The 18,822-nt window shown below is 74.3% G+C and carries 19 protein-coding genes; 8 read left to right on the forward strand and 11 right to left on the reverse strand.

Features of this window, described 5'->3' with window-relative positions:
* The first annotated feature begins 355 nt into the window (after window positions 1–355).
* On the forward strand, window positions 356–1,642 hold the full coding sequence (rho, locus tag FHU36_RS22640; RefSeq protein ID WP_312891741.1) for a transcription termination factor Rho: 1,287 nt from the start codon (window positions 356–358) through the stop codon (window positions 1,640–1,642).
* 133 nt (window positions 1,643–1,775) lie between these two features.
* A complete protein-coding gene (locus FHU36_RS22645) occupies window positions 1,776–2,024 on the forward strand; it encodes a hypothetical protein (protein WP_185085917.1) in 249 nt (82 codons plus the stop codon).
* A gap of 141 nt (window positions 2,025–2,165) precedes the next feature.
* On the opposite strand, the gene FHU36_RS22650 is transcribed toward FHU36_RS22645, so the two are convergent.
* Genes FHU36_RS22650 through FHU36_RS22660 form a run of 3 tightly spaced genes read right to left on the reverse strand, consistent with a single transcriptional unit; the run spans window position 2,166 to window position 5,496 of the window.
* On the reverse strand, window positions 2,166–2,942 hold the full coding sequence (locus FHU36_RS22650; protein ID WP_185085918.1) for an ABC transporter permease: 777 nt from the start codon (window positions 2,940–2,942) through the stop codon (window positions 2,166–2,168).
* The gene (locus tag FHU36_RS22655; RefSeq protein ID WP_185085919.1) at window positions 2,939–4,543 is read right to left on the reverse strand and encodes an ABC transporter permease subunit; all 1,605 of its coding nucleotides are present in this window, start codon (window positions 4,541–4,543) and stop codon (window positions 2,939–2,941) included. The genes FHU36_RS22650 and FHU36_RS22655 overlap by 4 nt, the downstream gene beginning before the upstream one ends.
* Window positions 4,540–5,496, reverse strand: a complete 957-nt coding sequence (locus tag FHU36_RS22660) for an ATP-binding cassette domain-containing protein (protein ID WP_312891743.1) — start codon at window positions 5,494–5,496, stop codon at window positions 4,540–4,542. Before FHU36_RS22660 ends, FHU36_RS22655 begins: the two co-directional genes overlap by 4 nt.
* A gap of 135 nt (window positions 5,497–5,631) precedes the next feature.
* On the opposite strand from FHU36_RS22660, the gene FHU36_RS46480 reads away from it, so the two are divergent.
* From FHU36_RS46480 to FHU36_RS22680, 4 genes are read left to right on the forward strand one after another with little or no spacing between them, the layout of a single operon-like run.
* Window positions 5,632–7,200: a sensor histidine kinase gene (locus FHU36_RS46480; protein ID WP_221496529.1), complete on the forward strand. Its 1,569-nt coding sequence runs from the start codon at window positions 5,632–5,634 to the stop codon at window positions 7,198–7,200.
* Window positions 7,197–7,913, forward strand: a complete 717-nt coding sequence (locus tag FHU36_RS22670; RefSeq protein WP_312891744.1) for a response regulator — start codon at window positions 7,197–7,199, stop codon at window positions 7,911–7,913. The genes FHU36_RS46480 and FHU36_RS22670 overlap by 4 nt, the downstream gene beginning before the upstream one ends.
* A 54-nt stretch (window positions 7,914–7,967) precedes the next feature.
* On the forward strand, window positions 7,968–9,263 hold the full coding sequence (locus tag FHU36_RS22675; protein WP_185085920.1) for an MATE family efflux transporter: 1,296 nt from the start codon (window positions 7,968–7,970) through the stop codon (window positions 9,261–9,263).
* Window positions 9,264–9,321: 58 nt separating this feature from the next.
* Window positions 9,322–9,879 (forward strand): dihydrofolate reductase family protein, encoded by a 558-nt coding sequence (locus FHU36_RS22680; protein WP_185085921.1) that lies wholly within the window; start codon window positions 9,322–9,324, stop codon window positions 9,877–9,879.
* Between the two features lie 45 nt (window positions 9,880–9,924).
* On the opposite strand, the gene rbsD is transcribed toward FHU36_RS22680, so the two are convergent.
* Genes rbsD through FHU36_RS22705 form a run of 6 tightly spaced genes read right to left on the reverse strand, consistent with a single transcriptional unit; the run spans window position 9,925 to window position 15,811 of the window.
* Entirely contained in the window at window positions 9,925–10,314 is a 390-nt protein-coding gene (gene rbsD, locus FHU36_RS22685; protein WP_185085922.1) for a D-ribose pyranase, read from the reverse strand.
* Window positions 10,311–11,249: a ribokinase gene (locus FHU36_RS22690; protein ID WP_185085923.1), complete on the reverse strand. Its 939-nt coding sequence runs from the start codon at window positions 11,247–11,249 to the stop codon at window positions 10,311–10,313. The genes rbsD and FHU36_RS22690 overlap by 4 nt, the downstream gene beginning before the upstream one ends.
* Window positions 11,250–11,266: 17 nt before the next feature.
* Window positions 11,267–12,220, reverse strand: a complete 954-nt coding sequence (locus FHU36_RS46485) for a D-ribose ABC transporter substrate-binding protein (protein WP_312891745.1) — start codon at window positions 12,218–12,220, stop codon at window positions 11,267–11,269.
* A gap of 48 nt (window positions 12,221–12,268) precedes the next feature.
* Window positions 12,269–13,237, reverse strand: a complete 969-nt coding sequence (locus FHU36_RS46490; RefSeq protein ID WP_312891746.1) for an ABC transporter permease — start codon at window positions 13,235–13,237, stop codon at window positions 12,269–12,271.
* The gene (locus FHU36_RS22700) at window positions 13,221–14,729 is read right to left on the reverse strand and encodes a sugar ABC transporter ATP-binding protein (protein ID WP_185085924.1); all 1,509 of its coding nucleotides are present in this window, start codon (window positions 14,727–14,729) and stop codon (window positions 13,221–13,223) included. The genes FHU36_RS46490 and FHU36_RS22700 overlap by 17 nt, the downstream gene beginning before the upstream one ends.
* Complete coding sequence (locus FHU36_RS22705) at window positions 14,726–15,811, reverse strand: LacI family DNA-binding transcriptional regulator (RefSeq protein WP_185085925.1); 1,086 nt, start codon at window positions 15,809–15,811, stop codon at window positions 14,726–14,728. The genes FHU36_RS22700 and FHU36_RS22705 overlap by 4 nt, the downstream gene beginning before the upstream one ends.
* 215 nt (window positions 15,812–16,026) lie before the next feature.
* Between FHU36_RS22705 and FHU36_RS22710 the strand changes: the two genes are divergently transcribed.
* Window positions 16,027–17,025: a lytic transglycosylase domain-containing protein gene (locus tag FHU36_RS22710; RefSeq protein WP_185085926.1), complete on the forward strand. Its 999-nt coding sequence runs from the start codon at window positions 16,027–16,029 to the stop codon at window positions 17,023–17,025.
* 60 nt (window positions 17,026–17,085) lie between these two features.
* Here the strand turns inward: FHU36_RS22710 and FHU36_RS22715 are convergent, their stop codons facing one another.
* Window positions 17,086–17,487, reverse strand: coding sequence for a YchJ family protein (locus FHU36_RS22715; RefSeq protein ID WP_185085927.1), 402 nt, complete (start codon window positions 17,485–17,487; stop codon window positions 17,086–17,088).
* Between the two features lie 155 nt (window positions 17,488–17,642).
* Here FHU36_RS22715 and FHU36_RS22720 point away from each other — a divergent pair, with 155 nt between their 5' ends.
* Window positions 17,643–17,792: a hypothetical protein gene (locus FHU36_RS22720; RefSeq protein ID WP_185085928.1), complete on the forward strand. Its 150-nt coding sequence runs from the start codon at window positions 17,643–17,645 to the stop codon at window positions 17,790–17,792.
* Window positions 17,793–17,834: 42 nt separating this feature from the next.
* Here FHU36_RS22720 and selD read toward each other — a convergent pair whose 3' ends face one another.
* Window positions 17,835–18,821 (reverse strand): selenide, water dikinase SelD, encoded by a 987-nt coding sequence (gene selD, locus FHU36_RS22725; protein ID WP_185085929.1) that lies wholly within the window; start codon window positions 18,819–18,821, stop codon window positions 17,835–17,837.
* Window position 18,822: the final 1 nt, after the last annotated feature.

Raw genomic sequence — 18,822 nt, forward strand, 5'->3', positions numbered from 1 at the left:
CGACCCGACCTCCTGCCGCCTGGTCCGTGCCAGGAAGGGACAACCCACGGCGCATGTCCCCTACCTACGGCGTCGCCGGCTGCCCAAATCCACAACCTCAACGAGCGCGGGCGGTGGCGTCACCACGCGAAAGGGCGCTCCCGCCTCGGATGGGTGGTACGGCCGGATCGGGTGTTGCGTTCGGACCCCGGGATGGTGTTATCGTGCAAGTGGCTCATCGATCTGGTCGATCTGATCCCTTGTCGATGTGAAGCCTTTCTCTTGCCGTCGCTGAGCGTCGGCATTCCGTTTCCGCCCGCTTCTGAGGGCGTCGCTCCCCGTTCGGCAACCGGCCGCGTCATCACCCGCCTTTCCTGTGCGTCGACCGACCGCCGCCTGCCGGGACTTCATCGCGTCATGCCCACCGTCGAACCGAACCGGTGCGCATTCCGCCTTTCCTTCATCCACCTCCCGTCGTGAGGACACACCCATGACCACCACCACCGACAAGCCTGCGAAGAGGCGCATCCCGACCGCTGCCCCGGCAGCCCTGAACAGCGCACGCCCAGCCGCCGAGAATCAGGAGGTGACCGGGGTCGTCGACGTCCGCGACCACAGGGTCTACCTCAGGGCGAGTGGCTACCTCCCCGGCGAGCACGACATCTGCCTGCCTGTCGCACACGCGAAAGCGCTCGGCCTGCGCGCGGGTGACCTGATCACCGCAAGACTGCGGCGGCCCTCCGGCAAGTCGGCCGAGGTGGTGTCGATCGACCATCTGGACCTGGGCAGGCAGCGGCTGCGCTTCGCCGATATGACACCCGTCCATCCCCAGAGCCGCCTCCTTCTGGAGACGGAATCATCGATCACGCGCCTGATCGACCTCATCACCCCGGTGGGCCTGGGGCAGCGCGGCCTGATCGCCGCGCCGCCGAAGGCCGGCAAGACCATGGCGCTCAAGGCCATCGCTGACGCCATCGCAGCAAAGCATCCTGCTGTCGACCTCATGGTGGTGCTCGTGGGCGAGCGCCCCGAGGAGGTGACCGACTTCCGCCGGCAGGTGCGCGGCGAGGTCATCGCTTCGACGTTCGACCAGCCGGAACGCGACCATACGGCGCTCGCCGAACTGGCGATCGAGCGGGCCAAACGGCTCGTTGAGCGCGGCCGGAACGTCGTCGTCCTCCTCGACTCCTTGACCCGGCTCGGCAGGGCGTACAACGTCATCGCCCCCAAAGGCGGCAAGACGCTGACGGGTGGGATCGACGCGTATGCCGTCCACCGGTCGAAGCAACTGTTCGGCGCGGCCCGAGCGACCGAGGAAGGCGGCTCGCTGACCATCGTGGCGACCGCGCTTGTCGAGACCGGTTCGCGGATGGACGACTACCTCTTCGAGGAGTTCAAGAGCACCGGCAACATGGAGTTGCGGCTCGACCGGGCTCTCGCCGAGCAGCGCCTGTTCCCCGCCGTGGACGTTTCCTCCTCCGGGACGCGCAGAGAGGAGATGCTCCTCACTCACGAGGAGCGGGAGATCGTGTGGAGGCTCAGGCAGGTGCTCGCCGGTCTGAACCGCGAGCAGGCACTCACCGGGATACTCGATGGTGTACGCACGTCGCCGTCCAACGCGGCCTACCTCCGGAAGCTCGCGCTCTCGCAAGACCCGCGCTGAGACCGACGAGGTTGTCAGGGGTTCGTCGGGTCGGGCCGGGCGAAGCACTCTGCGGTGGGGGATGCAGGCCCGAGATGAGACACCGCCTGCGCAGCAGAGGTCCTCATGCCGGGAGGACGGGAGGAACGCACTGGTGAAGCGCTGGGTCGCACGCATGTATCCGGACCCTGCCGATGAGGCCGTCGGCGTCACCCGCGGGGACGTATTCGAAGTCCTGGACCACGACGACGTTGTGGCCGGCGATGTGGAACCACGCGACCACCCGGAAGTGCCGCTCTCGCCGGCCCAGCGAGATGCGGTGCTGGAGCGGCTGGGCTACGTCCGGACCGGCCCGTGGATAGAGGAGAACGAACGAGCGGAAGCCTCCGTGCGTCCACGATGATCAGACGGCCTCCGCCCTCTCGACCCACGGCGAGTGCACTCGCCGCCCCTTGGATGCTCTCGGCTCGCGGGCGCTGAGTTCGCGGGCGTCAGGGGCGGTCAGGTCGCCCCGCGGATCCGCACGTGACCGGCGGCGCCGTGGTCACGCGTCGCGGAGTCGCAGCACCAGCCCGCCGCACAGCAGCGCGACGGCGGCCCAGCAGGCCGTCACCCCGAGGCCGGCCCAGGGGCCGAGCGGCAGGGTGGACAGGCTCGTGGTCGCCTGGACCGCCAGCCCGGCGTTCATCGGTGAGACCTGCCAGAGGAGGCGTTGCCAGTCCGGGTCGGCGACCAGGGCCGGCACCACCGCCGGCACGTACAGCAGGCCGAACACCACCCCGAGCGCGGCAGCCGAGTCGCGCAGCACCATGCCGACGCCGAGGCCGAGCAGGGCGATCAGCGCCAGGTAGAGCACCGACCCGGCGACCGCGCGCAGCGTCGGCCCGTCCGCGAGGGACAGCGGCGGCTGCCCGTGCGCCGGGACGAACCCGTTGCCCGGCAGGATGAGCCGCCCCGCCAGCAGCGACCCGAGCACGGCGACGCTCCCCGACACCAGGGCCAGCCCGGTCACGACGGCCGCCTTCGCGGCCAGGACGGCGGTCCGGCGCGGCATCGCGGCCAGCGTGAGCCGGATCATGCCGGTGCCGTACTCGCCGCCGACCGCGAGGACGGCCAGGATGACGACGGCCGCCTGGGCGACCTGCACTCCCATGAGGCTGATCTTGACGGCGTCGTACGCGCAGCCGGCGGGCGGGCAGGACACGGTCGTCGCCGCCGCCGCGCTGACGGCGACGCTCAGCGCGACGACGGCCGTCAGGAGCCGGCCGGTGTCCGCGACGGTGCGCAGCTTGGTCCACTCGGCGCGCAGATGCCGTCTCACACGTCGCTCCGGTGCAGCCGGACGATGGCCAGGGCGACGGCGAGCGCGGCGTAGCCGCAGCTGACGGCCAGCCCCGCCCAGGGCGGGAGCGGGTAGTAGCCGGCCTGCGGCGTGTACGTGTCGAGCACGTGCGCGTACTCCGGGACGCTCTGCCAGATCGCGAACCCGGCCGCGGGGGTGAGCCGCAGCAGCCACTGCGCCGCCTCCGCCGGCAGGACGGACGCGGTCGCCAGGATGTGGGGCACCACTGTCACGGCGATGGCGCCGGTGACCGCCGCGGCGCTGCTGCGGAACAGGAAGCCCAGGCCGAGCGCGAGGACCGCCGTGGCGGCGAACAGCGCCGCGACCCCGGCCACGACCCGCACCTCGGTCAGCCAGGGCACCGGCAGAACCTGGTTGCCGTTGTCGCGCAGGATGCCCGTGCCGTACGTGACCGCGACGGCGCAGGCCGCCAGGGCGGCCACGAAGGTCACCGCGACGATCACGACGGCCTTGGCCGCCACCACCCGGCCGCGGGCGGGGACGGCGAGCAGGCTCGTGCGGATCAGGCCGCGCCGGTACTCGGCCGTGACGAACGACACCGCCACGACGATCACCACGATGAGGCCGGCCGGCACTCCGGTCAGGGTGTTCTCGACGGACATGCCCTCCGCGCTCGGCCCGATGTCGCCGACCCCGGTCACCGTGAAGGTGGCACCCGACGTCTCGGCCCTGCCGGGGTGGTGCGGCGAGCCGTCCGGCTCCAGGGTGACGCCCACGTCGTCGTGCCGCCACGCCTCGCCGGACGTGCCGCCGCCCAGGCTCACCTCGTCGAAGACGGCGGTGGTCTCGGCGAAGCGCACCGCCGTGACGGACCCGCCGAGATCGCCCCGCGTCACGGTCAGGTCGCCGGGGGACGCCGCGAACATCCCGATCCGCACGGTCGCCGGCAGCCCGGCCAGGCGGACGGACCCGAGGGTGGTCCACCGCGCGCCGTCCGCGGACTCCGCCCCGGTGACCGTCTCGCCGGAGCGGGTCAGCCGCAGCCAGCGTGGGGACTGCCGGGACACGCCGCCCGGCCGGCCGGCGACGTCGTGCGTGTAGTTGTGCTGCATCCGCACGCCGTGGGCGCCGGTCACCATCACCGCCGCGTACGCCGAACCCTGCCGGGTGCCGTCCTTGACGAGCACCCCGGCCTTCGCCCACGGGACGACCCCCGAGACGACGTTCCGGACGCCGGGGGTGGCGTCGGGCTTGCGGATCTGCCCGGTCATCGAGGTCACGCGGACGGTGATGGAGCCGTCGCCGGTCAGTGACCGGTGCACGAAGAAGAACTTGTCGTTCACCGCGCCGCCGTCCGGCCCGACCGGGACGGCGGGGCAGGCGGCGTCGGTGGGGCCGCACGACGCGTGGCTGCTCGAGGCCGACAGCAGCCCGAGCAACGCGGTGACCAGCGCCGCGACCGCCAGGCCGGCGACCCACCCGCGGATGGTGCGGAACTTCGTCCACTCGGCGTGCACCTGCCTGGCGAACCCGCCGCCCGGCACGCGCGTGCCACGCGGGCCCGCGTCGTCGGTGGCCCGGACCCGCGGGCGCGCCTGCCCGCCCTGCGCCCCGCTCATCGGGCCGCCTCCCCGGTCGCGGGGGCGCGGAACTCGACGGCGTCGCGGGTGAGCTCCATGTACGCCTCCTCCAGCGTGGCCCGGTGGGCCGCCACCTCGGAGAACGGCACCCCGCTCGCGGTCAGCAGCGCCACGATCCGGTCGGCCGGCAGGCCCGACACGGTGAGCGTGCGGGGGTCGGCGGCGGCCACCGTGGCGGCCACCGTGGCGGCCACCGTGGCGCCGGCGCGGGCGAGCACCTCCATCGCCGCCGCCTGCGCCGGGGTGCGCAGGGTGACCCGGCCGCGCGAGGCGGCGGCGATCAGCTCGGCCACGCCGGTGTCGGCGACGACCCGGCCGCGGCCGACCACCACGAGGTGACCCGCGGTGTCCTGCAGTTCGCTCATCAGGTGGCTGGACACCAGGACGGCGCGCCCTTCGGCGGCCAGCGACCGCAGCAGGCCGCGGATCCACACGATGCCCTCCGGGTCCAGGCCGTTGACCGGCTCGTCCAGCATGAGGATCGGCGGGTCGGCGAGCAGCGCCGCGGCGATGCCCAGCCGTTGCCGCATGCCCAGCGAGTAGCCGCCCGCCCGGCGCCGGGCCGCCGTCTCCAGCCCCACCAGGCCCAGCACCCGGTCCACTCGCCGGGCACCCAGCCCCTGCGAGTGGGCCAGCCACAGCAGGTGGTCGCGCCCGCTGCGGCCCGGCTGCAGCGCGCCCGCGTCCAGCAGCGCCCCGACGTGACGCAGCGGCTCGCGCAGGCTCCGGTACGGGCGCCCGCCGACGAGCGCGTCGCCCTCGTCGGCAGCGTCGAGGCCGAGGACGACCCGCATCGTGGTGGACTTGCCGGAGCCGTTGGGGCCGACGAACCCGGTGACGTGCCCCGGTGTGACGGTGAAGGTCATCCCGTCGAGGGCCGTGGTGCGGCCGTAGCGCTTGCGCAGCCCGTTGACTGCGATGGTTGCTTCCACGCCGGGCAGGCTAGGCGCCGGGGACGGGCCGGGTCGTCACGCGGCCGAGCCATCTTCGCCGTGCCCGACGCGAGGGACGTGCCGTCGCTCGTACGAGGGATGCCCGAACTCCGGGGCGCGGGGACAATGACCTCTGTGGACAGACCGCACGACCGGCACGACGGCCCGCCACCGGCCCCCGCATCACCGGCCCTCGCACCCGTCGCATCACCGGACCCCGCCCCCGCCGCGCCACCGGACGTCGCGGAGGCGAGCGGGTGGCGCCGCGCCCGCGCGGCCGCCTGGTGGTGGCCCGCCGCCGGCCTCGCGCGCGGGCGGGCCGCCACCGCGCACGCGCACGTCGTGGCCGGCGGTCTGCTGGCGCTGCTCGCGCTGGCCGAGGCGATCGTGCGGGCCCGCGACACCCCGCTGGCCGACGCCCTCGCGCAGGCCCGCGACATGTGGCCGGGCGAGACCGTCGCGCGCCCCGCCCCGGGAGCGAGCCTGCTCGCGCCCGCCGGCGACTCCCCACCGGCCGGGGCGCCGGTCGAGCGGCCGGGTGGAGGGCCGGTCGGGGGGCCCGTCGGGGGGCCCGTCGATGGGCCCGTCACCGCGGTGTACGTCCTGGTGTTCGGGCTGCTCGCGCTGGGCACCACGCTGCCGGTCGCGCTGCTGTGGGGCCAGCCCGCCGCCGCGGCCGTGCTCGTCACGGCGACGGGCGTGCTGTCGCTCACGGCGTTCCAGACGATGACGGTGGCGGGCGTCGCCGCGCAGCTCGTCTGCGGCCACCGGCTGGGCCGGACCGGCTCGCAGCCGCTGGCCGTCCTGCTCGCGGCGCCGTTCGTCGTCCTGGCGCTGGTCGGTCGGACCGGCGGTGACGTGCGGCTGCTCACGCTGCTGGCGGCGTGCCTGGCCCCGGCGGCTGCGCTCGCGGGGATCGCCCGACGGGCCCGCGGCGTGGCCGCGGGCGACGGCGCCGACCGGCAGGTCACGGCCGAGGCGTTGCTGGAGCACACGGCGCGGGGCGAACGCGCCCGCATCGCCCGCGAGCTGCACGACGTCGTGGCCCACCACATCTCGATCGTGGCCGTGCAGGCGGAGACGGCCCGGCTGACCACGCCGGGGATGCCCGCCGCCGGGGCCGAACGCCTGTCGGCCATCGGCGACACCGCCCGGGCGGCGCTGACGGAGATGCGGCGGCTGCTCGGCGTGCTGCGCGAGGACGCCGGGGCCGGGGTGGCAGACCGGCGGCCCCAGCCGGGGCTGCGCCTGGAGGAGCTGACCGGCCTGCTCGACCAGTCACGACAGGCGTCCGGGACGGCCACGCGGCTGATCCTGCGCGGCGCGCCGGTGCCGCTGGACCCGGGCGTGGAGCTGGCGGCCCACCGCATCGTGCAGGAGGCCCTGACCAACACCCGCCGTCACGCGCCCGGCGCCGCCGTCGACGTCGAGCTCGACTACGGCGCGGACGCCCTGCTCGTCCGGGTCCGCGACAACGGCCCCGGGCCCTCCCCGAACACGCCCGGCGGCGGGCACGGTGGCGGGCACGGCGGCGGGCACAGCGGCGGGCACGGTCTGACGGGGATGCGGGAGCGGGCGGCGGCCGTGGGCGGCGAGCTGCGCACCGGCCCGGCGCCCGGCGGCGGCTTCCTCGTCGAGGCCCGCCTGCCCGGCCCGGAGACGGCGGCGGCACTGCGGGCCGGCGGCGGGGAGGCGGGCCGGTGAACGAGCCGGTGAACGAGCCGGTGAGCGGGCCGGTGAGCGGGCCGCCCATCCGGATCGTCGTGGCCGACGACCACCTGGTGGTGCGCACCGGGTTCGCCGAGCTGCTGGCCACCCAGCCCGACTTCGCCGTCGCCGGCACCGCCCCCGACGGCGCCGAGGCCGTGCGGCTGTGCGCGGAGCTGGCGCCCGACGTCGTCCTCATGGACATCCGCATGCCGGGCGTCGACGGCATCGAGGCCACCCGGCGGCTGGCCGCCTCGGCGGCGGGCGGGCCGCGCGTCCTCATCCTGACCACCTTCGACCTGGACGAGTACGTCTACGACGCGCTCCGGGCGGGCGCGAGCGGGTTCCTGCTCAAGGACGTCACCGCCGAGCGCCTCTTCGACGCGGTGCGGGTCGTCGCGGCCGGTGAGGCGCTGCTGGCCCCGGCGATCACCCGGCGGCTCATCGCCGAGTTCGCCCGCCTGCGCCCCGCGCCGGACGCACCGGCCGGCCTGTCCGCGCTCACCCCGCGCGAGACGCAGGTGCTGCGGCTCATCGCCGAGGGGCTGTCCAACACGGAGATCGCCGCCCGGCTGACGGTCACGGAGGAGACGGTCAAGACCCACGTCAGCCGCCTGCTGAACAAGCTGGGCCTGCGCGACCGGACCCAGGCGGTCGTCGCCGCCTACGAGACGGGCCTGGTCGTTCCCCGCGCGGGCCGGCCGGCCTGACGGTATACTGATCACGAATCCCGCGCGGGCGATCCCGCCGGGATTTCTGCTTGCATGACCTCTCCTGTTCGCGTGATCCTCGGCGCGGCCGTTCCGCTCGCCCTGTCGGCGGGCGTCGGCGTCGCCGCCCGCCTGGCCGCCACCTCCCTGCTCGGCCACCAGGCCACCGCCCAGCTCGCCGCCTTCGCCGTCGCCGGGGCCGTGCTCGGCCCGGTCACCGCCGCCGTGTCCGGCGGGCTGCGCGGCCTGACGCCGTTCGTCGCCCCGCACCGCGACGACCCGGCCGGAGCGCTGCCCGCGCTGCGCGACGCGCGGTGGCTCGCCCTCGGGCTCGGCACCGCGGGGGCCGGCGTCCTGTTGTGCGTGCCGCTGCTCGCGCGTGCGGGCGGGGTGGCAGAGGAGGTGACGGCCGAGCTGGGCGTGCTGCCGTGGCTGCTGGCCGGGTACGTGCTGCTGCTCGCGGCGGGCGGCGGCGCGAACGGGACGCTGGTCGCGCTCGGCCACGCCCGGCAGGTGCTCTGGTCGGGCCTGGCCGGCACCGCCGCCGAGGTGCTGCTGCTTCTGGCGCTGGTGCCCCGGCTGGGCCTCACGGGCGCCGGTCTCGCCCTGGTGGCGGCCGCGGGGGTGAGCGTCGCGATCGCCAACGGCCGCCTGGCCCGCGTGACCGGCCCGGCAGGGTGGGCGCTGTGGCCGGGGCGTCCCCGGCCGCGCGCGATCCTGCGCATGGCCGGGGTCGGCGTCCCGATGTCGGCGGCGCTGGTGATCAAGTTCGCGGCGCTGGCGGGGGTCGCCTACGCGGCGGCGCGGACGGGCGCGCACGGCGCCGCCGCGCACGCGATCCTCGTGTCGCTGGACGGGCCGCTCACGCTGGCCGCGTTCACCGCCGGGCAGGCGGCGGCCCCGGAGATCGCCAGGGCGTCCTCCGCGGCGGCGGCCCGGCGCGCCAACCGGGCGGCGCTGGCCGTCGGGGCGACCGGCGTGCTCGCCGGGTCCGTGCCCCTGGGGTGCCTGGGCGGGGAGATGCTCGGCCTGTTCACCTCGGACGGTCGCGTGCTGGCGGCGGCGTCGGGCGCGCTGCCGCCGGCGGCCGTGTTCGCCCTGGCCAACGGCTGCGCCATCGTGATGTCGGCGTCCCTGACCGGGCTGCGGCGCTCGGCCTGGAGCCTCGGCTGCACGGCCGCGGGCTACGGTCCGCTCGCCCTGGTGGCCGCGCCCGTCGCGACGGCGTGGGGGCTGATCGGCCTGTGGTGGGCGCTGGCCGGCTGCGCCGCGCTGGTGTTCGCGCTGCAGACCTGGGCATTCCTCCGCGCTGCGGACCTGGGATTCGTCGGGTACAGCGCGCGCCGATGAGTTCGGCCGCCCCGCGTGGTCTCTACGCTGGACCACTACGGACGATCAAGGAGCGGCCATGGGCAGGATCCTCTACTCGGCGATGGTGTCGCTGGACGGCTACATCGAGGACCCGGACGGCGGCATCGACTTCAGCGCCCCGGACGACGAGGCGCACCGGCTGGCCAACGAGCAGGCCCGCGAGGCGGCGGCCTTCCTGTTCGGGCGGCGTACCTACGAGGCGATGGAGCGGCCGTGGACCGCGGCGGCCGGCCGCGACGACCTGCCGGAGGTCGAGAAGGAGTTCGCCCGCGTCTACCAGGAGACGCCGCGCTACGTCTTCTCCGACACCCTGACCAGGGTGCCGGAGGGGGTGCGGTTGGTGCGCAGTGACGAGGCGGTGGCCGAGGTGACCCGGCTCAAGCAGCAGACCGACGGGCGCTTCGACCTGGGCGGCGCCTGCCTGGCCGCCTCGCTGCTGGACCTGGTCGACGAGTTCGCGCTGTTCGTGATGCCGGCGACGGTGGGCGGCGGCAAGCCGTTCTTCCCGGTGGGCCGCAGGCTGCGCCTGCGGCGGACCGAGCACCGGTGCTTCGCCTCGGGCGTGGTGTACCTGCGCTACGAGCGCGCCTCCTGAGCACGCACCCGAGTCCACGCCGCCCGCGCCCCGGGCGGCGTGGACTCAGAAGGCGACGCCGCAGCGCAGAATGACGTTGGCGTACGGGCGGGCCTCGCCGGTGCGGACGACGAGCCTGCTCGTGCGGCTGAGCTGCTTGAGCCGCTCGTGCGGCACGTACCCCAGCACCGGCAGGCGCTCGCCGAGCTCGGCGTGGCAGGCCGGATTGGCGGCGCGCACCTCCTCCGCGGCCGTGGCGCCCTCCACCACGATCTCGGCGAGGATGCCGTCGAGCACGTCGGCGAACGACGGGATCCCCGGCACGAACGCCAGGTCCACGACCGGCACGCCCGGCGGCAGCGGCATGCCGCTGTCGCAGATCAGCACCTCGTCGGTGTGACCGAGCCGGGCCACGGCGCCCGCCAGGGCCGCGTTGATGATGCCGCCCCGCTTCACAGGGTCTCCACCTCCGCCAACGTCGGGTACGAATTCTGCGCGCCCGGCCTGCGGACGGTCGCCGCGCCGACGCGGGCGGCGAACGCCGCGGCGTCGGCGAGGGCGTCGCCCCTGGCCAGCCGCCAGGCCAGCGCCCCGGCGAACGCGTCGCCGGCGCCCGTGGTGTCCACGGGCGCCACGCGGGGGCTCGGCACCGGCTGGACGGCGCCGTCCTCGGCCGTCACGGCCCCGTCCGCCCCCAGCGTGATCACGACCGAGCGGGGCCCGAGCGCGAGCAGCGCCTTGGCCTGCTGGGCCGCGTCCCCCATGCCACCGAGCACCAGCGCCGCCTCGTGCTCGTTGACCACCAGCGGATCGCACAGCGCCAGCAGTTCGTCCGGCACCGGGGTCGCCGGCGACAGGTTGAGCACGGCCCGCCGGGCCAGCCGCGCGGCGGCGAGCACCGCCGGCATCGGGATCTCCAGTTGCAGGGACACGATCGGCGCCGACCGCAGCAGCGGGGCGGCCCCCCGCACGTCGTCCTCGCTGAGCAGGGAGTTGGCGCCCGGCGCGACGATGATGCTGTTGTCGCCGCGCGGCCCCACCGCGATCATCGCGACGCCGCTGGCCGCGGGCGTGTCGTGCAGGTGGCTGAGGTCCACGCCGTCGCGTCGCAGCGATTCGCGCAGCAGCCGCCCGTGCCCGTCGGTGCCGACCCGGCCGAGCAGCGCCACCCGGGCGCCGAGCCGGGCGGCGGCGACGGCCTGGTTGGCGCCCTTGCCGCCGGGGTGCACGGCCAGGTCGGAGCCCAGCACGGTCTCGCCCGGCGCGGGGTGCCGCCCGACCTGGACGACGAGGTCGGCGTTGGCCGACCCCACCACCACCACGTCGTGGCGGTGGAGGGGAACGGGACGGCCGTCGTGCTCGCCCGCGGCCTGACCAACGGTCCGGCCCACGGTTCGGCCCACGGTGCTCACGACCCGGCGAACTCGGAGAGGTTGTCCTTGGTGGCGACCTTCACCGGCACGTCGAGGGTGGCCGGGAGCTGCTCGCCGTTCGCGGCCTTGACCGCGTTCTGCACGGCCTGCTGACCGAGGAGGGCCGGCTGCTGGGCGATGCTGGCCGCCAGCGTGCCCGCCTCGATCGCCTTGAGGCCGTCGGGCGTGCCGTCGAAGCCGACCACCTTGACCTCCTTACCGGCCTTGGCGCCGAGCGCCTTGATCGCGCCGAGCGCCATCTCGTCGTTCTCGGCGAACACGCCGGTGATGCCGGGGTGCGACTGGAGCAGGTTCGTCATGACGTCCAGGCCCTTGGTGCGGTCGAAGTCCGCGGGCTGCTGGGCGACGACCTTGATGTTCGGGTACGCCTTGATGCCCTCGGTGAAGCCCTGCCCCCGGTCACGCGAGGCGGAGGTGCCGGCCACGCCCTGCAGGATCACGACCTCGCCCTTCTCGCCGATCTCCTTGGCGAGCTGCTCGGCGGCCAGCTTGCCGCCGGCGACGTTGTCGGAGGCGACCGTCTGGGCGACCTTGGCGCCGTTGACACCGCGGTCGACGGCGATGACGGGGATGTTGGAACGTTCCGCCACCTTGACCGCCGGCGCCGCGGCGTCGGAGTCGACCGGGTTGATGATGATCGCCTTCATGCTCTGGCTGGTGAAGTTCTGCACCTGGTTCACCTGCTGGGAGGCGTCGTTCTGCGCGTCGGTGACGGTCAGCGTGGCGCCGAGCTTCTTGGCCTCCGCTTGGGCGCCGTCGCGCAGCTGGACGAAGTACGGGTTGTTCAGCGTGGAGATCGACATGCCGATCTTGACGTCACCTCCGGCCGTGGTCCCGCCGGAACCGGCCGAGTCCGTGCCGGAGGAGCCGCAGGCGGCCAGGCCGAGTGTCAGGACCGCGCCGAACGCGGCCAGGGCGTGGAATCGCATGATGGTTACCTCGCTTTGTGTGTCAGGAACGTGATGGTCATGGAGAGGTCAGCGGCCGCCGCGGCGGCGGAGCGTGTCGAGCAGGACCGCCAGCGCGATCACCACGCCGATCACGACCTGCTGCCAGAAGGCCGACACCGACAGCAGGTTGAGCCCGTTGCGCAGCACGGCCAGGATGAGCGCGCCGACGAGCGTGCCCAGCGCCCTGCCCTTGCCTCCCGACAGGCTGGCGCCGCCGATGACGACGGCGGCGATCGCGTCCAACTCGTAGCCGGCCGCCGCCTGCGGCTGGGCCGAGGCGAGCCTGCTGGCCAGGACGATGCCCGCCACCGCGGCGAACACACCGGACAGGGCGTAGGTGATCAGCTTCTGCCTGCCGACGGCGATGCCGGACAGCCGGGCCGCCTCCTCGTTGCCGCCGATGGCGTACATCGCGCGGCCGGTGTACGTGCGGTTGAGCACGACGGCGGCGATCACGCCCATGAGCGCCATCACCAGCACCGGCACCGGCAGGTAGCCGCCGATGGTGTCGCCGAGGTGGGAGACCTGCTCGGGCATCTCGATGGGGCTGCCCTGCGACACCACCAGCGCCAGCCCGCGCGCCACGCCGAGCATGGCCAGCGTGGCGATGAACGGCGGCAGCTTGCCGTAGGCGATGAGCACGGCGTTGACCAGCCCGCACACCACGCCGACGGCGAGCGCCACGACCGTGGCGACCGGCCAGGGCAGCCCGGTGTCGGCGGCCGTCCAGGCCAGCACCATCGCCGACAGCGCGGCGACGGCGCCGACGGACAGGTCGATGCCGCCGGTGATGATGACGAACGTGGAGCCGAACGCGAGGATCGCGGTGACGGCCGCCTGGACGCCGACGTTGAGCAGGTTGGTGACGGTCAGGAAGTCGCCGGACATCAGCGACAGCGCCACGATCAGCACCACGAGCGCCGCGAGCGAGCCGTTCTCGGCCAGCAGGCTCCTCGCCGCCGGCCGCCTGGTCAGCACGTTAGTGGACACGAGCATCCTCCACCTCGGTGACGGCCAGCGCCATCACGGAGTCCTGGGTCGCCTCGGCGGCCTCCAGCTCGCCGACGAGCCTGCCTCTGGCCATGACGAGGACGCGGTCGCTCATCCCGAGGATCTCGGGCAGATCGCTGGAGATCATGAGCACCGCGTGTCCGGAGGCGGTGAGCGAATTGATCAACTGGTAGATCTCGACCTTGGCGCCGACGTCGATGCCGCGCGTGGGCTCGTCGAGAATGAGCACGTGTGCGTCGGCGAGCAGCCACTTGCCGATCACGATCTTCTGCTGGTTGCCGCCCGACAGGGTGCGCACCTCCTGGCCGAGATGGCTCATGCGCACCCCGAGCTGTTCGGCGACCCGCCCGGCCGCCTCGCGCTGGCCGCCGCGGTCGACGAATCCGCCGTGGGTGGCGCGGCGCAGGGTCACCAGACCGAGGTTCTCGGCGATGTCGGCGCCCAGCACCAGCCCCTGGCCCTTCCGGTCCTCCGGGACCAGGCCGAGCCCGGCCTCCATGGCGGCGCGCACGTCTCCGGCGGGCAGCCGCCGCCCGCGCACCAGCACCTCGCCGGAGTCGTACGGGTCGGCGCCGAACACCGCGCGGGCCACCTCGGTGCGGCCCGCGCCGACCAGCCCGGCCAGACCGACGACCTCGCCGGCGCGCACCTCGAAGGACACATCGGCGAACGCGCCGGCGCGGCTGAGCCCCTCGACCTGGAGCAGCGGCTCGCCGGCCCGCTGGGCCTGGCGCGGGAACTGCTGGTCGATGGGCCGGCCGACCATGAGGCGGATGAGCTCCTCCTCGGACGTGCTCGCCGGCACCTGCTCGACGGAGCGGCCGTCGCGCAGCACCGTCACCCGGTCGCCGATCTGGACGATCTCCTCCAGGTGGTGGGTGATGAACACGATGGCCACGCCCCGCTCGCGGAGCTGCCTGACCAGGCCGAACAGCCGCTCGACCTCGGTGGTGGTGAGCACCGCCGTGGGCTCGTCCATGATGAGGACGCGGGCGTTCAGGGCGAGCGCCTTGGCGATCTCCAGCATCTGCATCTGCGCGATGCCCAGGTCGGCGACGCGGGTGTGCGGGTCGACGTCGACCCCGACCAGGTCGAGCATGCCGCGCGCCTGCTCGTGCATCCGCCGCGTGTCGACGAGCCCGAACCTCCTGGGCGGGCGGCCCAGGGCCAGGTTCTCGCCGACGGTGAGCTGGGGGACCAGGTTGAATTCCTGGTAGATCGTGGCGATGCCGAGCCGCTGGGCGTCGCTCGCCGTGCGGATCTCGACGGGCTCGCCGTCGACGAGGATGCGCCCGGCGTCCGGCTGGTAGGCGCCGGAGAGCATCTTGATGAGGGTGCTCTTGCCGGCGCCGTTCTCGCCGAGCAGGACGTGGACCTCGCCCTCGCGCAGGTCGAAGTCGACACCGTCCAGTGCCACCACGCCGGGGAACCTCTTGCCGAGCTTCTCCACGCGCAGGATCTCCCGTGCCTGGCTCACGAGCCGGCCTCCTTTCGCCGTCCGTCCGACTGGCGCACCTCCGCCGCCGCCCGGTCCTCCCCGTCCGACTGGCGCGCCTCCACCGCCGCCCGGGCCTCTCCGCACGACTCGCGGATCACGAGCGCCGCCGGCAACACGACCGACTCGGCGGTTTTGCCCCGCAGCGCGTCGAGAATCACCCGGACCGCGAGCCGGCCCAACTCGGCGGTGGGCTGGCTGATCGCGGTGATGCGCGGCTGGATGTGGTTGAACCACGGGACGTCGTCGAACGAGGCCACCGCGACGTCGCCGGGGATGTCGAGCCCGCGCCTGCGGATCTCGTCGAGGGCGCCCAGAGCCATGAGGTTGTCGCCCAGGAAGATCGCCTGCGGCGGCTCGGGCAGGTCGAGGAGCTCGGCGGTGATCCGCTGGCCGCTGCCGGCGCGGAAGTCGCCGACCCGCACGTACTCCGCGGGCACCCGCAGGCCGTGGTCGGCCGCCGCGCGCAGGAAGGCCGCGGTCCGCTCGCGGCCGGTGGACAGGGTGCCGGGCCCGGAGACGAAGGCGACCCGCCGGTGCCCGAGGGCGCGCAGGTGGGCGACGAGCTCGGTGATGGCCGCGGCGCCGTCGGCCCGCACGGACGGGACGTCGATCCCGGTCAGCGTCCGGTCCAGGAAGACCAGCGGCCGCTGCCCCTTGCTGACCTCCTCCACCAGCGGCGTCACCTCGGCGGTGGGGCAGATGATCAGTCCGTCGACCCGCTGTTCCATCAGGGTGCGCACGTAGTGGTCCTGCTGGTCGGCCCGTTCGTCGGCGTTGCCGATGACGACGGTGTAGCCGGCCTCGCGCGCCTCGTCCTCCACGGCGCGCGCCAGCTCGGCGAAGAACGGGTTGAGGATGTCGCCGATGATCAGCCCGAGCGTCCTGGTGGCCTCGGTGCGCAGGGACCGGGCGACCGCGTTGGGGCGGTAGTTGAGCGTGGCCATGGCGTCGTGCACCCGGTTGCGCGTCTCCTCGGTGACCGAGGGGTTGTCGTTGAGCACCCGGGAGACCGTCGCGACGGACACGCCCGCCTGCGCGGCGACGTCCTTGATGCGAGCCACCTGACCTCCATGTAATCGGTTTCATGAGGGTATGTAATCGGTTACATGATTGTGAACAGGGTCGCACTGTGATTCAAGTCACATCGATAGGGCGTACGGCGACACGGACGCGCGCGGCGACATGGGGCCTACGGCGCTACGACATGCGGCCCGGACGACGGCACGGGCGTGTACGGGCACCCCTCCCTGCGGAGCCGGCGCTACGGTGGTGGGTCATGAGACTGGCCCACGGCATGATCGCGGCACCGCTCGTCGCCGCCCTGGCCGCGTGCGGCGGCGTGGCGGGTGGGGTGACGGGCGACTCGGCGGCCGCCCGGCGACCCGTGTCCGGCGACCCGCGCACCGCTGCCGCACCCTCCTCCCCCACGCCGGGCGCCCCACCCGCCGCTTCCACGGCGTCCGAGGGAGCTGGGGCGTCCGAAGGAGCCGCGGCGGCGGGCGCGCCCGGGGACGCGCCCGCGCCCGACGCCCGCATCCCGACCGACCCCGCCCGGCTCGCCGCCGCCCTGCACGAGACCACGACCGCGCTCGGCCGGGCCGTCGACGCCTGGCGCGCGTCCTCGGCCGAGCAGCCGCCTCAGCAGGTCGTCCTGCTCGCCCTGCACCACCAGCGCGTCTACCGCGCGATGGCCCGGGACGCCATGCTCGCCCAGCGGACGATCAAGAAGTTGCCCGCGGCGACCGCCGCACAGGCCCGCGACAACGTCACCGCCGTCGGCAAGCTGCTGTCCATGGCCCGTCCCATCACCGCCGCCCAGCGCAAGCGCATGCGCCTGGCCGAGCCGCTGCCCGCCGAGCGGCTGCGCGGCTACATGACGCGCGCGGAGAAGCGGTTCGGCGTCGAGTGGGAGGTGCTCGCCGCGATCATGCTGGTGGAGACCAAGTTCGGCCGGGTCCGCTCGGCCAGCTCGTCCGGCGCCCAGGGTCCGATGCAGTTCATGCCCGGCACGTGGAGTGCCTACGGCCTGGGAGGGAACGTCCACGACGCCCGCGACGCGATCCTGGCCGCCGCCAACTACCTCAAGGCCTCGGGCGCGCCCCGCGACTACCGGCGCGCGGTGTTCGCCTACAACCACGACACGCGCTACGTCGACGCCGTGCTGGCCCACGCCCGCGCGATCCGGCGCGACGCCCGTGTCTACTACGCCTACTACAACTGGCAGGTGTTCACCCTGTCCGCGAAGGGCGACGTCCGCATGACCGGCCCCCGCTGACCCCACCCCGCCCAGCCCGGCACCACCCCCGCCCCCGGCGGACGTCAGCGGCAGGGGGCGTCAGGCGGGTGCGGGCAGGGCGCCCGCGTAGACCCAGCGGCCGTCCACGCGGGCGAAGCGGCTGTGTTCCTCCATCTGCCCGGCTCTGCCCCGCTCGACGTAGTGGGCGCGGAAGCGGACCGTCCCCTCGGTGTGCACGACGCTGCCGCCGCCCGCCTGGAGGATCTCCAGACGCACCCAGCGCACCTGCGGGTCGAGATCGAGGCGGGCCGGGCGGCCGGCGGGATGCCAGGTGCGCAGCAGGTAGGCCTCGTCGCCGACGGCGAAGGCGCTGAACCGGGATCGCATGAGCAGCTCCGCCGTGGGCGCCGAGCCCTGGCCGCGATGGAAGCGACCGCAGCACTCGGGGTAGGGGGCGGGCAGGCCGCACGGGCAGCCGGCGGCGGGAGCGCGAGGCGACATGCTCCCATTGTGCCCGCCCCGGACGGGCGACCTGTCCCGGCGCCCTTCACTCCGCTTGGGGGATATCTACCGAACTGTACGACAAAGTCCCTTTTATCCGGGTAAGGCTCCAGGTGCGGACGACTCGGCACGGAGGAGGTGCGCCCATGCTGACCGTGGCGTTCGTAGCGCTCGTGCTGGTGCCCGCGGCGGCTCTGGGCATGGTATTGGCCCTGGCCAGGATCGAGGCGGCACTGTTCGACGAGGAGGAACGGCCCGCGCCGCACCCGGGCGAGGACGACGGCGCCGCCGCTGACCGAGAGTGAGCCACGGGGATCGGTACGTGCGGGTGGACCGCTCCGCCGGACTCAGCGCAGGATGAGGACGCTCTCGGCCCTCGGCACGAGCTCTCCGATCACCGGGTGGCCCGGGATCTCGCCGGCGAGCAGGAGGCCGCCCGACGTCTGCGCGTCGGCCAGGAGCAGCCGGGTCGCCTCGTCCGCGCGGCCGAAGTCGGTGTGCGGGGTGACCCAGTCGAGGTTGCGGCGTGTTCCCCCCGGCACGTAGCCGTCGCGTACGGCTTCGCGGGCCCCCGCCAGGTACGGTACCGCGGCGACGTCGACCACCGCCGACACCCCGGATGCCCGCGCCAGCTTGTACAGGTGACCGAGCAGCCCGAACCCGGTGACGTCCGTGGCACAGCGCAGGCCCGCGTCGACCGCCGCCCGGCCGGCTTCGGCGTTGAGCCGCACCATGACCTCGACGGCCTCCGCGAACACCTCTCCCGTCGCCTTGTGCCGGTTGTTCAGCACGCCGAGGCCGAGCGGCTTGGTCAGCGTGAGGGGCCGGCCCTCCTCCCCTGCGTCGTTGCGCAGCAGCCGCTCCGGGTCGGCGATCCCGGTCACCGCCATGCCGTACTTGGGTTCGGGGTCGTTGACGGTGTGCCCGCCCGCCAGGTGGCATCCGGCCTCGGCCGCGACGGCCGCGCCACCGCGCAGCACCTCGCGGGCGATCTCGTACGGCAGGACGTCTCGGGGCCAGCTGAGCAGGTTGACCCCGATCAGCGGCCGGCCGCCCATCGCGTACACGTCGGAGAGCGCGTTGGCCGCCGCGATCCGGCCCCAGTCGTAGGGGTCGTCCACCACAGGGGTGAAGAAGTCGGCGGTGGCCACCACGGCCGTGCCGTGCTCGATCCGCACCACGGCCGCGTCGTCGCCGGTCTCCAGGCCCACCAGCAGTTCGCCGGCGGCTCCGCGTGGGGAGGGCGCGCCGAGGCCGGCGAGTACCTCCTCCAGTTCCCCGGGCGGGATCTTGCAGGCGCACCCGCCGCCCTGCGCGTACTGCGTCAGCCGCATC

The organism is Nonomuraea muscovyensis, assembly GCF_014207745.1.
Lineage (GTDB): Bacteria > Actinomycetota > Actinomycetes > Streptosporangiales > Streptosporangiaceae > Nonomuraea > Nonomuraea muscovyensis.